This window comes from Bifidobacterium rousetti (genome assembly GCF_008698235.1).
GTDB classification, from domain to species: Bacteria; Actinomycetota; Actinomycetes; order Actinomycetales; family Bifidobacteriaceae; genus Bifidobacterium; species Bifidobacterium rousetti.
This window is the reverse complement of the sequence record NZ_PEBH01000008.1, coordinates 55155-69486: the sequence shown is the minus strand read 5'-3', so window position 1 is coordinate 69486 and position 14332 is coordinate 55155. Positions and strand designations below refer to the sequence as shown.

General features: G+C 59.4%; 8 protein-coding genes. 5 read left to right on the top strand and 3 right to left on the bottom strand.

Annotation, left to right across the window (positions count from 1 at the left end):
- The first annotated feature begins 41 nt into the window (after positions 1-41).
- The 4 genes from CSQ85_RS09045 to CSQ85_RS09030 all read left to right on the top strand — a co-directional run bounded on the left by CSQ85_RS09045 (position 42) and on the right by CSQ85_RS09030 (position 8951).
- Complete coding sequence (locus CSQ85_RS09045; RefSeq protein WP_150383789.1) at positions 42-1499, top strand: glycoside hydrolase family 1 protein; 1458 nt, start codon at positions 42-44, stop codon at positions 1497-1499.
- Between the two features lie 78 nt (positions 1500-1577).
- Complete coding sequence (locus tag CSQ85_RS09040) at positions 1578-2426, top strand: HAD family hydrolase (protein ID WP_150383788.1); 849 nt, start codon at positions 1578-1580, stop codon at positions 2424-2426.
- Between the two features lie 213 nt (positions 2427-2639).
- Positions 2640-3980 (top strand): ABC transporter substrate-binding protein, encoded by a 1341-nt coding sequence (locus tag CSQ85_RS09035; RefSeq protein ID WP_150383787.1) that lies wholly within the window; start codon positions 2640-2642, stop codon positions 3978-3980.
- Positions 3981-4214: 234 nt separating this feature from the next.
- Entirely contained in the window at positions 4215-8951 is a 4737-nt protein-coding gene (locus tag CSQ85_RS09030; RefSeq protein ID WP_150383786.1) for an RCC1 domain-containing protein, read from the top strand.
- Between the two features lie 33 nt (positions 8952-8984).
- On the opposite strand, the gene CSQ85_RS09025 is transcribed toward CSQ85_RS09030, so the two are convergent.
- From CSQ85_RS09025 to CSQ85_RS09015, 3 genes are read right to left on the bottom strand one after another with little or no spacing between them, the layout of a single operon-like run.
- On the bottom strand, positions 8985-11522 hold the full coding sequence (locus tag CSQ85_RS09025) for an HsdM family class I SAM-dependent methyltransferase (protein WP_150383785.1): 2538 nt from the start codon (positions 11520-11522) through the stop codon (positions 8985-8987).
- A 6-nt stretch (positions 11523-11528) separates the two neighbouring features.
- Positions 11529-11699: a type II toxin-antitoxin system RelB/DinJ family antitoxin gene (locus CSQ85_RS09020; RefSeq protein ID WP_150383784.1), complete on the bottom strand. Its 171-nt coding sequence runs from the start codon at positions 11697-11699 to the stop codon at positions 11529-11531.
- A 52-nt stretch (positions 11700-11751) separates the two neighbouring features.
- Positions 11752-12774 (bottom strand): IS1595 family transposase, encoded by a 1023-nt coding sequence (locus tag CSQ85_RS09015; RefSeq protein ID WP_150383783.1) that lies wholly within the window; start codon positions 12772-12774, stop codon positions 11752-11754.
- Positions 12775-12869: 95 nt separating this feature from the next.
- Between CSQ85_RS09015 and CSQ85_RS09010 the strand changes: the two genes are divergently transcribed.
- Positions 12870-14297 carry an RCC1 domain-containing protein gene (locus tag CSQ85_RS09010; protein ID WP_150383782.1) on the top strand — a complete coding sequence of 476 codons (1428 nt, stop codon included), beginning with the start codon at positions 12870-12872 and terminating at the stop codon, positions 14295-14297.
- Positions 14298-14332: the final 35 nt, after the last annotated feature.

The following is a 14332-nucleotide window of genomic DNA, read 5'->3' as shown; positions in this document are numbered from 1 at the left end:
CCCTGCGGCCCCGCATCACCTACCATGAAAGGACATTGATCATGGGATTCCCCGAAGGGTTCCTCTGGGGCGGCGCCGTCGCCGCCAACCAGCTCGAAGGCGCATGGAACGAGGACGGCAAAGGCATGTCCGTCGACGACGTCGCCACCTACAAGCCGAACGTGGACGTCAAGGACTACAAGCGGAACGTGCACGTCAGCCTCGACGGCATCAAAGCCGCCATGGCCGACAAGGACGACACGTACTATCCGAAACGTCGCGGCATCGACTTCTACCACACGTACAAGGATGATCTGAAACTCATGGCCGGCATGGGGTTCAAGACGTTCCGCACGTCCATCGCATGGACCCGCCTCTACCCCACCGGCGAGGAGACCGAACCCAATCCGGCCGGCGTCGCCTACTACAAGGACCTGTTCCACACGATGCGCGAGCTCGGCATCGAACCGCTCGTCACCCTCCACCACTACGAGATGCCCCTCCACCTGGCCCTCAACTACAACGGTTGGACCGACCGCCGGGTCATCGACATGTTCGTCCGCTTCGCCCGCACCTGCTTCGAAGAGTTCGGCGACGACGTGAAACTGTGGCTCACGTTCAACGAGGTCGACAGCATCATCCGCCACCCGTTCACCACCGCCGGCATCATCCCCGAACTGTGCGACGGGGAGGAGACCCGCTGCTGCTACCAGGCGCTCCACCACCAGTTCGTCGCCTCCGCGATCGTCACCAAACTCCTCCACGACATGGTCCCCGGCGCGAAGATGGGATGCATGCTCACCAAACTCGAAACCTACCCGCGCACGTGCGCGCCCGAGGACGTGGCCGCCACCCAACACAAGAACCTCGACAACCACTTCTACTCCGACGTGATGCTCACCGGCGCGTACCCGCGTCTGAAAAGCGTGGAATTGAAACGCAACGGCTGGTATCCGGTCATGGAAGCCGGCGACGAGCAACTCCTGCGCGAGGGCACGGTCGACTTCCTGTCGTTCAGCTACTACATGAGCATGACCGAATCCGTCGACCCGAACGCGGAACGCACGCCCGGCAACACCGTCCTCGGCGTGAAAAACCCGTACCTGGAGAGCAGCGACTGGGGTTGGCAGGTCGACCCGGTCGGTTTACGCATCTCCCTGATCGAACTGTACGACCGGTACCGCAAGCCCCTGTTCATCGTGGAGAACGGCATCGGCGCCAAGGACACGCTCACCGAGGACGGGCACGTCCACGACCCGTATCGCGTGGACTACTTCCGACGCCACTTCGAGGAAATGCGCAAGGCCGTCGACGAGGGCGTGGAACTCATGGGCTACACCGCATGGGCGCCCATCGACCTCGTGAGCGCGGCCACGTCGCAGATGACCAAACGCTACGGGTTCGTGTACGTCGACCTCGACGACATGGGACAAGGCACCGGCCGGCGCATCCGCAAGGACAGCTACGACTGGTACAAGCAGGTCATCGCCACCAACGGCGAACACCTCGAGGACCTGTAAAACCACGGACATGAGGGGCCGTCGATCCGAAATGACACGGACCGGCGGCCCCCTCCCATAGGAAAGGACATCACGGGCATGACAGGCAGACTGGTGTTCCTCGACATCGACGGCACCCTGTGCGACAGCAGCAAACACATCCCACCATCGGCCGTGGAGGCGATCCGCACGGCCCGAACCAACGGATGCCGCGTGTTCATCGACACGGGGCGCGCCCTGCCGCAGATCGGCCGGAACATCCTCGACATCGGGTTCGACGGGATCATCTCCTCGGCCGGCGCGAGGATCGACATCAACGGCACGCTCCTCCAGGACCGGTTCCTTGACAAGATGACCGTGACCCAAGTCGCCGACATGTTCGACCGGCTCGGCATCAACCACCTGTGGCAGTCCTCCCAGGGACTGCGGGCGTCACCCGGATACCTGCGACTGATCGAACGCATCCGACGCGACATCGACCCCGAATACGGGGGCGACCAATGGCGGTCCCTCACGATCGCACGACAGGAAGCCATACGATCGGGCGTATCCTTGGGCGAGATCATGCCGGCATCGAAATGCACATTCCACGCCCCACCCGGCTCCACGATCACCCTCGACCGGATCCGCCGGCTCGTCGGCGATCGGCTGCACATCGTCGAAGGATCCATGGGCCTTGACGCGCCCGCCAACGGGGAAGGCATGATCCCCGGCATCGACAAAGGCACCGGCCTGACCACCGTCGCAACCCACTACGGTACCCGGGTCGAGGACACGATCGCCTTCGGCGACTCCGAGAACGACCTTGAGATGATCCAAACGGCCGGCATCGGCATCGCCATGGGCAACGCCACACCGCAACTCACCCACGTCGCCGACCTGACCGCCCCACACGTCGACGACGACGGCATCGCCCGCATGTTCGCCCAACTCAGACTCACCCACTGACCAAACCCCGCCACCGTCCTCTCCATCCGGGAAACCCCGCCACCGGACAGGACGGACAGCGAAATATTCGTAGCAATACATCCTGTTTTTTCAAGCCGTGAAGACTATAATCGGAAAACAACCGTATCGGACGCGACGACGCAACCGGGACGGCGCGGCATCCGCTTGTCAGGGATACCGGGATCACGATGAAGTGAAGGCAAGGAGCACATCATGAACACAGGAGGACGGGCCGTCGCACTCGTGGCGGCCATGTCGATGATCGCACTGTCGGGGTGCGGCACATCCCAACAACAGTCGGCGGACACGGAAGGCGAGGCGAGCGGCACGGTGACCGTGTGGGCGTGGGAGCCCGCGTTGAAACCATTGGTCGCGAAATTCGAGAAGAAATACCCGAACATCAAGGTCAAGCTCACGAACGTGGGCACCGCCCCCAAGACGACCTCGTCGTTCACCAACGCGTTCGAAGCCGGATCGGGCATGCCCGACGTCGTCCAGTTCGAATACTCCACACTCCCCCAGATCGTCTACGGCTCCCAAGGCGCGTTGGAGAACCTGTCGTCCTATCCGATCAGCGGATGGAAGGACGACTACACGTCCGGCCCGTGGAGTTCCGTGAACGTGGGCGACGGCATCTACGGCGTGCCCATGGACTCCGGCCCCATGGCCCTGTTCTACAACAAAGCCACGTTCGACAAAGCCGGCATCAGCGAACCACCCACGACATGGGACGAGTTCTACGAGGACGCGAAAAAGATCCACGCGCTCGGCGACAACTACTACATCAGCTCCTACGGCGGCGACACGAACGACTCGAACAGCATCGTCGCGTTCTGGGCGCAAGCGGGAGCCAAACCATTCGCCATGGACGGCGAAAACCTCACCATCAGCCTGACAAACGACGAGACCATCAAGAAAGTCAACGCCTACTGGCAGCGCATGATCGACGAGGGACTGATCGCCACGAACATCCCCAGCTGGTCCGACGAATGGTTCCGCAGCTTCGCCGACGGCACCAACGCCGCCGTCATCACCGGAGCCTGGATGCCCGCGAACCTCGCCGGCAGCTCCGCCGCCGCAGCCGGCCAATGGAGGGTCGCCCCCACACCCGTCTGGCCCGGAGCCGACACCATCAACTCGTCGAACGGCGGCTCCACGCTCGCGCTCGTCGCCTCGTCGAAAAACAAGAAGGCCGCATGGAAATGGCTCGAATTCGTCTCCCATGACGAGGAAGGCATCGCCGCCTACACGGACGCCGGCGGATTCCCGTCCAACAAGGCGCGCCTCGAGGACGAGGACTTCCTCAAAGGCAGCGACGAACTCTCCTCCTATTTCGGCGGACAGGAATACAACAAGATTCTCGCCCAGTCCGCGCTTGACGTGAAGGAATCCTTCACGTTCCCACCGTTCTGGGGATACTCCATGACCGCGTTCGGTGACGAATTCGGCCCCGTGTTCCAAGGCAACGGCAACCTCGATGACGCGGTCGCCAAATGGCAGACCAAACTCGTCGACTACGGCAAACAACAGGGATTCACCGTCACCGAACAGTAGCCACATGGTAACGGCGTACCCCTAGGGCGAGGGCCGGCATGGATTCCACACCATGCCGGCCCTTTTCCATGCCCCGCCTTTCGAACGGCGGTTCCCCTTTTCCCGGTCCGATATCGGGTCGGGTTTTCCTTCGGGTCGCGTGATGCGGTTGATGCCCGCCCCATGCCACGGAACCCATCCATCCACGGGTGACCGCAAAACGGACGGGATCCGCCTATCGGAAGGAAGCCGTCCATGAACCCCACACGTCCCCGCACCCGCATCATGGCATTGATCGCCACGGCGGGCATGCTCCTGACCGGACTCGCCGCCACCACCAACACACCTCCCACACCCGCCGCCGCGGCCGAACCCCGTCCTGCGTACGTGACGGCGAAGCTGACCGAGACGCGTGATGGTACCGGTCATGGGACTTCCGCCCAGACGTTCGTCAATTCGGATAACGGGTTCCCGGTCGGCGACGACGACCCCAAAGACGGGGTCGTCAGCTCCGGGGACACGGTCGAATACTCGCTGAAACTCAGCTTCACCGCCGCCCAGAAACGCCAGGTCAAAGTCGCCTGGGACCTGAAAGACGCCCCCTACCTTGAAGCGGGTGACGTGGTGGCCGGCTACTGCCAGTCCGGCCAGTTGGTCACCGCCGCCCGTGAGGGTGACGCGTGCGTGTACACCGTGCCCGCCGGCGCGGTCGAAACCCTCGACCAGAAGCTCGTATTGACCGCCAAAGACACCGGCGGCGTCGCCATGAAAGGCCAGAAGCCGAAACTCACCGTGAGCCGCGTGGGCGAAACCGGGTCGGAAGTCAACTACCCGTCGGACGACGTCACCGTCGTCTCCGCACCCGCAGCCGACCTCGTGTTCGACAACGGCGGCATGCGCGACAACTCCTACCCACGCGAGGCGTCCACCACTTGGCAGAACTCCGGAAACCTCACCGGTTCGCTGAGGATTCGGCCGCGGCAGCTCACGTATCCGGGGTATTCGACCACGCACGGCGCGTCCACGACAGGCGTCTGGTCGACCAAGATCAACGTGTCCGCGTTCCCCAAGGAAACCACGTTCACCATGGACGGGCAAACCCTCACCCGCGACAAAAACGGCATGCTCACCGTCACCGGCAAAACCGGATCACATAGTCTGAACTGGAGCCTGCCCGCGACGGTCGTCAAAGACATGGAGGAGGGGTCCACCGTCTCCTATGACGCGCAGATCATCCCCGACACGACCGTGTTCTCCACCGGCAGCGGCGACAACGTCCTGCTGAACATGGGCAAGGGCTCCGAACCCGGCATGGGCCAGGACAAGAACACGAACACGGACTCCTCGGACACGGGCGCAATCTCCGGCTACCCGTACCCGAACAACGACTGGACGCGCGCGATCATCAAACGATACCGTCCCTCCACCGAAACCCACATCCCGCCGGGAACCCACTACATCCCCCTGTGGGACAAAACCCTCGACCACCCGTACACGCCCGGCAAGACCCTGTTCGACCCGGAAAGCCTCGACTACGCGAAAGCATCAAGCAACCAACAGGTCTACCATTCCTCCACGGACGCCGTCGCCTCGGGCACGCAGGTCAGGACCACGTTGACGATGATGCCGGCCGGCGCCGACCTGCTCGACTTCGGCTATCACCCGTACATGAAGGACACATGGGACCCCAAACAACAGCAATGGGAAGGTGGATTCACCCTCACCCAAGGATCCAAGACCCTCGTCATGGGCGATCTGGACAAAGGCGCCGACTACACCATGAAATGGACCTCTGACGACCCCGACGACGCGAAAGCCGTATGGCATCAGGGCGTACCCGCGGACACACAGCATGACGTGCGCGCCATCTACATCGACCTCAACCAGACCACCATCGACCTGACAACCAGCGCACCGGATATCAACGCACGGTTCACGATGCGCGTGCTCGCCAAGGCCGACAACGGCAACGTGACCGTCAAGGACACCATGACCGGCGGCATCTACAAGAAAAACGAAGGATGGAGCCGCACCATCGTCCCTGAATACGTCACCGTCATCGCACCCCGCGACCCCGAAGCACGTATCAACGACGCATACCATCAATCCTCCGTCAAGGTCACCGATCCGGACGGACAAGAACGCGAGAACGGCTCCTTCCCCGGCGACACCGCCTCCTACACGCTGTACCCGAACATTCGCAACATTCAGTTGTCCGGTACGAGCATGATGCCCACCGTGACCATCCCCTACCCCAACGGGCTCATCAACCCACAGGACACGGACGGGTCGTGGAAGCTCACCGTTACTGGTTCGGGCAAGGACAGGAAACTCGTGTTCACGTTGAACACCAAGGACGGGAAGACCACACCCACGTTGGACCCGAACGGCAATTCCACGTTCCCGACCATCACATGGAAGGCCACGGTCGGTAACAAAGCCACCGGCACCATCACCGCCGCGGCCACATTGAGTGTGGATGTCGACAAGAACGGCGTCGTCCCCGCACACAAGGACGTCACATCAAACACCGTCACCCTGTCCTTCCCTGTCAACGACAGATCCGGCGAATCCGGCATCCTCACCGCGGATCAGCAGAAAGTCGAGATCAACGACCCCGTGTCGTTCACGTTCAACCTGTACGCCAAAGGCCAAGGACGCAAAGGTACGGCCACCACCGTCATCCACGCACCATCCAACAACGACTCGAACCTCCTCGGCGACAACAACACTGGTCTGGACGGCTCGTGGAACGAGTACGACCGCGGCAGCTCCAAGTATGCGGGCACGTGGAAACTCGACAAACCCGTCAGCCTGAACGAAGAGAACAGCACGGCCACCACCGTCATGTACTCCACCACCGTCACATGGACCGACGACCCCAAGGACTACCAGTGGAAACCATGGGAGCAGCTCTCCGACAGCGAGAAAGCGTCGATCACCGCCATCCAAGTCACCTCCACGTTCGAGCAGGAGGGCACGGGGAGCATGCCGGTGGCGGCGGCCAATGGACAGATCACCATCACCCCGACAGAGAATACGAAGGATGACCAGTACAACATGTGGCCCGGGCGCACCAGGTTCTCGGACGGGCATGCCATGGGCAACCTCCCCTGGCCCGACCGCACCCTCGTGGTCGCCGGCAGCATCTCCGGTACCGTGTGGTGGGATAGGGACGAGAACACCATCATGGACTCGAACGAGGAGCGCATCCCCAACATCCAAGTGTCCCTCTGGCAGGTCGACCAGAACGGCAACCATGTCGGCGATAAGCCGTTAAGGACGACCACGACCGACGGCAACGGCTACTACGAGTTCGACACCCTCCACTCCGGCTCCTACAAGACCGAGGTCAAGAGGAACGAGGGCGAGACCACGGGTGATGGCGTGCAGACGAAGGTCACCACCTACTACAACCAGCAGAAGGACGTCACCAACACCTACAGTTGGAACTGGCAGTTGCGCAAACACGCGCGAGACGACAGCGACCGGATCCAACTGTACATTGGCCAGAACCAGACCAAGGTCGATTTCGGATACGCGAAACCCGACCCCAAAGCCACACTGGACAAAACCCAAACCAAACTCAACTGCGACGACACCTCCTGTGAAGTCAACTGGGACGTGAAAGTCACCAACAACGGCAAGTCGACCGGCAAACTCCCCAACGGCGTCCAGATCGAAACCCTCAGCGCCGGCGACGGTCATTCTCTTGCGATTGGGGATGACGGCAACACCTACGCATGGGGATACAACGGTAACGGTCAGTTGGGCATCAACAGCACCACCAAGAGCAGTGTGCCGGTGAAGGTGAAAACACCGGATGGTGTTCATTTCACTCAGGTGAGCGCCGGCAGCGATTATTCTCTTGCGGTCGGGGATGACGGCAACACCTACGCATGGGGATGGAACTATTACGGTCAGTTGGGCAACGACAGCATCGTCAAACTAAGCAGTGTGCCGGTGAAGGTGAAAACACCGGATGGTGTTCATTTCACTCAGGTGAACGCCGGCAGCATGCATTCTCTTGCAATCGGGGATGACGGCAACACCTACGCATGGGGAAACAACGAAGCCGGTCAGTTGGGCAACAACAGCACCAACTCGAGTAGTGTGCCGGTGAAGGTGAAAACACCAGATGGTGTTCATTTCGCGCAGGTGAGCGCCGGCAGCATGCATTCTCTTGCAATCGGGGATGACGGCAACACCTACGCATGGGGATCCAACAGTAATGGTCAGTTGGGCAACGACAGCACCCACTCGAGTAGTGTGCCGGTGAAGGTGACAATACCGGAGGGCGTCCATTTCACGCAGGTGAGCGCCGGCGGCCGTTATTCTCTTGCGGTTGGGGACGACGGCAACACCTACGCATGGGGAGACAACGAGTACGGTCAGTTGGGCAACGACAGCACCAATAAGAGCCGTGTACCGGTGAAGGTGAAAACACCAGATGGTGTTCATTTCGCGCAGGTGAGCGCCGGCGGCGGTCATTCTCTTGCGATTGGGGATGACGGCAACACCTACGCATGGGGATCCAACAGTAATGGTCAGTTGGGCAACGACAGCACCGAGGATAGTCATGTGCCGGTGAAGGTGACAATGTCGGATGGTGTTCATTTCACGCAGGTGAGCGCCGGTTGGGGTTATTTTCTTGCGATTGGGGATGACGGCAACACCTACGCATGGGGATACAACGGTTACGGTCAGTTGGGCGATGAGACCACCGATGAACATCACACGCCCGTCACGGTGCACATGCCTGCCGGCGTCACCGTCAAACCCGGCACCCACACCCCAGACGACACCAGCAACCCAAGCGCCGGAACCAGCAGCTTCCCAACCAGCAGCAGGCTCAGCGATAGGATGTCCAACCTGGTGAAAAACGTCACCACCACAGCAGGCACAGTCAGTAGGACACCAGACCAACCCGTCCAATTCAAACAAGTGGCCACCGGCTATCAGTATGGCTCTGTTAAACCAGAATTGACATAAAAATGGGGGCGGTTCATTGGCCGCCCCCTCAACTTACTGGTTTTGGTCGGCGCGTGCTTTCAGATAAGCAGACCGTGACCGTGCGATGGTTTGATAGTACTCCCGGTAATGAAGCGAGGCTCGTTCCCCGTCCTCTCTGGTATCCGGGATCGGAATCAGTATCTCGCGATAACGGGTTCCCAGGTCCTCGCGATTCGTCTGCATGAATACGACACGCGCCCATTGACGGCGTACGACATCAAGATCAAGTGCCCATCCCAGATAGAAGTTGTCAAAGTCGGCTTTATCCGTGGTATTCATGATCAGGGTCTCTTTAGTGAACACCGCCTGTTCCTGACCGGGAAGAAGCATGGATGGCTCGCCTATGTTCTTGGAGGCCCGTGATGGTGTGACTATGCTCCACGGAGACAATCCACTATCCGTTCCATGCCAAAAGCGCTGTGCCACGGATAAGGGAACCATGTTGGTGGGATTGAAGTTGACCATGCCCGCACGGAGATCGGAAACTTTCACATATGGGATGGTTCCATTGCGCGTGTCAGCCGAGGGACTGCCATGACCGTTTTCCAAGGTGATGATTCCATCATCGACCAAATCACCCAATGAGCGTGTTGAGAAGTTTCCAAAGTGAGTGCCAACATACCTTTCAAAATCAAGGACACTGGTCTGGTCATAGTATTGCGGCACTCCGAGGAAAGTCAACGACAACGAATCCGGAGTAGGAACGAAACGCGATGTCTCCGTCTCCTTTTCACCATTGATAAGCGCCTCAACGTCGGACAGCACCTTGTCATCGATTTCCGTAGTCCGGGTTCCGTTCTCGGTCACTTTGAACAGGGTTTTGCCGTCCTTGTTGATGCCGATCGTCGGAGCATAGGTAATCCAGGTGCGCCCCGTTTCCGCCCATGATGGAAGTGGTAGCGCTGGCTTGTCTCCCACTGGTCTTTTACGCATGACGTAGAAATTCGTCTTCGCTCGGCAGAAATCTTGGAACGCTTCCATGGGAACGTTCATTACGGCGAGCAGGTCGAAGCGTTCATCGACCCACGTTCGGAACCAGCGGTAGGACGTTGAAAAGAAGTATGTTTCCGGAAGGACGATGCCAAGGCGTCCGCCGTTGGCAAGCAGTCGATAGGCCCGTTCCATGAATACCAGCCCAAGTTCCGTGTCGGCGTATTTGTCGCTTGCCGCACCACCGCTTGTGTGCTTGCAGATGGAGTATTCAGCCGCTTTGGCATCCGTGGCCTTGATCTTCAGCTTCTTCCCGAATGGAGGATTCGTGAGGACGACACTGTACGAACCATCGGCTTCATGGCCTATAACCGGGGCAAGTTTGGGAAACTCCAGCCATTTGCCTTCTCTCAGAGAATCCCCGAGCACGATGTTCGTGGAGCCGTCACGAGCCCCGATCATCAGAGCTCTGGACAGTTTGACGTTGATGGAATCCAAATCGACCCCATACAGGTTATGATGCGCCCACGTCCGGATTTCATCCTTTTGCTCGGAGGTCGCCTGGGAAAGAAGGTTGCTGTACGACTCAAAGAGAAAACCGCCCGTACCGCACGCCGGGTCGATGACTTTGTCGTGATAGTCGACCTCGGTAAGTTTGACGGCAGCTTCGATGATGCGCTGAGGTGTGAAATACTGTCCTTCGCCTTGTTTGACGTTGGCCGAGCGGAATACCTGAAATGCCGCCGACAGTGTTTCCGGTGCCGCTGCCTTGAGATTGATGTTCTGCAAGCGGTAGACGATGGCGTGTATCGTCTCGTCGTCGAACTTGATGGTCTTTGGCGTATTGTCCTCGAACAGGAACGGGTATTTATCCACGTACTCCTCGAAGCAGGCGTTGATGCGTTTCGCTGTTTCCTGCGGGGTGGCGAGAATCTGGAATTCCAGAACCGCCTCATCGGGATTGCGCGCCATCTTGCCATTGGTGTCCGAATCCATCTTCAGGAGCAGCATGTCGCACATGTTGTCCAAACGGTCGTCCGCCCTCGTGGATTTGGAATCACCGGCCACGATATGGTCCAGCAATTCCGAGAACAGATGATTCAGACCCTTCCCACTGATTTCCTCATGGTTTCGGAGTTCACCATAAGTAAGCGGTTCATCGCCTGCAAACAGGATATTGTCGGAAGGAGACGGCAATGCGGCGTCGCGAATGACTTTGTAATGAAGATCGACCTGCTTGTATACCAGTGAAATCGACGACCCGTTGGACCATATGCCAAGCACGGCATTTGGTTCCAGTCCGAGATACGTCTCCAGCTGCGAAATGCCTTCCTCGTGTGTGGGAGCCTTTGTCTCGACCAAAGCTATGACATGGTCCCATTCCCCCCGATGCTGAGGTTCGTCGAATATGGCCATATCAACAGGGAACCCAGCAAAACGTCTTCCGGATTCCCTTACGGAATTATCCGAGGGAGTCCTAGGCACTTGCCATTCCCTATCATCGCTATCAGGAGAGGGACAGATGATCTGGTCTCGGTTCCATCCCTTGTCCAACAGCTGTTTAAGCAAAGGCAACCGTACCTCATGATGTTCTTTGTACCGAGTGTCTTCGTAAGGCATCCTGTCTCAGTTCTCCTTGTTCTTCACTTCGAATGGCAGTCCGTTTTCGCGAATGACGGCCTTGAGGAATATGGTGACGGCCCCGGTCATGCTCAATCCCAGCGGTTCGAGTATCCGCATGGCCTCGTCCTTCAGCTCTGGGTCGAGGCGCATGGTCGTGGTGGGTGTGTTCGCCATACCCGTCTCCTTCCTATCTGATACGTAGATATGTACAGTGTACTTGCATCCGTCATGCGGCCATGCCCAAGTAGTCCATGTACGGCGGCATGATGCCGTTCCAGTCTCGCGTCGCGCCGGGGCACGGCTGGGCGTCCACCTGACGGATGATGCTATCGTTCCGGTCGTCGCGGAACGAACGCCGCCACAGGAACCACGTCAGATACGATTGCAGGTGCTTCGTGCTCACGCCCTTGAATCCGGCGAGGAACCCGTCGAGGTTTGAGTGGAGCGTGTTGATCCGGTTGATGCGATGCGACTTTGCATCCACCTGTTCGAACACAGCTCCCAGCACTTCCATCGCGCCCGGATAGGCGGCGGCCTCGTCGGCCATGACGAGAGCGCCCTTGCCGACGCGGCCGGCGAGCGATTCAAGGGCCCGCCTCTTGGAGACGACGCCGCGCCCGCTCAGCACGGCGAATGCGGTGCCGGAATCGGCGATGCCGGTCATGACGCAGATCTGCTCCTTCGACAGTCCACGCTTGCGCAGGGAACCGCCGCGATGCCGGGCGGGGCGCGGAAGCCGGAACCTGCCTTTCCTGTGGTTGCCTTTGAAGCTCTCGCGCAGATACGTCTCGTCCAACTGGACGGACACGCCCGCGCCGGCCGTGAACCTCGGCAGAAAACGTTCGAGACACTTAAGGAGTCTGCGGCGCATGAGCCATGCGGTGCGCAGTGACACCTTGCAGCGCGAGGCGCATTCTCGCAATGCGAGGCAGTCCACGAAGCATTCGACGTACATCATCCACTTGACTACCGGCAGCTTCGACCGACCGATCAGCGTGTCCCTCGTCTGCGAGAACGTGCGCCGACAGCCCTTGCACATCCAACGCTGGGAGCCGTTCGGATCATGGCCCTTCCTGACGATGGAGACGGAACCGCAACGAGGACAGGCGGGCACGTCATCGCGCGCGGTGATCGTGTCGTAGGCGTCCTCGTACAGGACCTCACGCAGTTCACGCACTGCGTTCTCACGCTCGACCGGGCTCATGCCCTTGAGCTGTCTGCGTACCGCGTCGGCAAGCCTCATCGCCATCACCTCCAATACTGTAATCTCAGTGTAACTACAGGATTGGACTTTTGGAGGTCATGTCAAAGCTGGTTTAACAGAGCCATCAGTATTCCCTTGCGATCGGGGACGACGGCAACACCTACGCATGGGGAAGCAACAGCGGCGGTCAGTTAGGCAACAACAGCACCATTAGCAGCAATGTGCCGNTCGGGGACGACGGCAACACCTACGCATGGGGAAGCAACAGCGGCGGTCAGTTAGGCAACAACAGCACCATTAGCAGCAATGTGCCGGTGAAGGTGACGATGCCGGAGGGCGTCAAGAAGTTCACGCAGGTAAGCGCCGGCAACTATCATTCTCTTGCGATTGGGGACGACGGCAACACCTACGCATGGGGAAGCAACAGCGGCGGTCAGTTAGGCAACAACAGCACCATTAGCAGCAATGTGCCGGTGAAGGTGACGATGCCGGAGGGCGTCAAGAAGTTCACGCAGGTAAGCGCCGGCAACGGTCATTCCCTTGCGATTGGGGACGACGGCAACGCCTATGCATGGGGATACAACACTTGGTCCCAGTTGGGTGATGGCACTTCTATTAGCCGTTCCGCGCCGGTAAAAGTGCAAATGCCAGATAATGTCCACTTCATTCAGGTGAGCGCCGGCGGCTGGTATTCACTTGCAATTGGGAATGATGGCAACGCCTATGCATGGGGAGGCAACAGTAACGGCCAGTTGGGTGACGGCACTGACTACTTCAAGAAAATGCCGGTGAAGGTGACGATGCCGGAGGGCGTCAAGAAGTTCATGCAGGTAAGCGCCGGCGACTCTCATTCTCTTGCGATTGGGGACGACGGCAACGCTTATGCATGGGGATGGAACAGTTCCGGCCAGTTGGGTGACGGCACTACTAAGGATAAGACCGCCCCTGTGAAGGTGACGATGCCGGAAGGTGTTAAGACGTTCACGCAGGTAAGCGCCGGTAGCTATCATTCTCTTGCGATCGGATCCGATAATAACGCCTACGCATGGGGGAATAACAGTGCTGGCCAACTGGGTGCTGGTGCTATTCACAATAAGAGCACTCCAGTAAAGGTACAGGTCCCAGCCGATATTCACCAAGTGAGTGCGAGCGTTTCTCATTCCCTTATGATTGGATCCGACGGTACCGCTTATGCATGTGGAGATAACGGTTCTGGCGAGTTGGGTGACAGTACCATTGACGGCAACAGTCCTACGCCGGTTATGGTGAAGACACCGACTGTTCTGGGTGTGTCTGTGGATTCGACTGCTGTTCCGGTGGAACCGGTGTCTACGACGAGTGATGGGTCGGATACGACGCGCGTGTACAACCTGCCGTACACGGTCAATCCCGGCGGGTACGTGATCTACCACTTCAACGGCACCGTCGACCGCACCACAGCCGAACAACTCATCCACAACCAGGCGTGGTTCGACAGCCCCGACACCCCATACGCGGTAGCCTCGGGCGGCAAGGTCACGCAGGGAGTCCCCCCACGCGCTCGGCCGCACCACCACGGTCCCGGATAAGCCGGATGACACGAAGCTCGACAGGAACAGCCAAG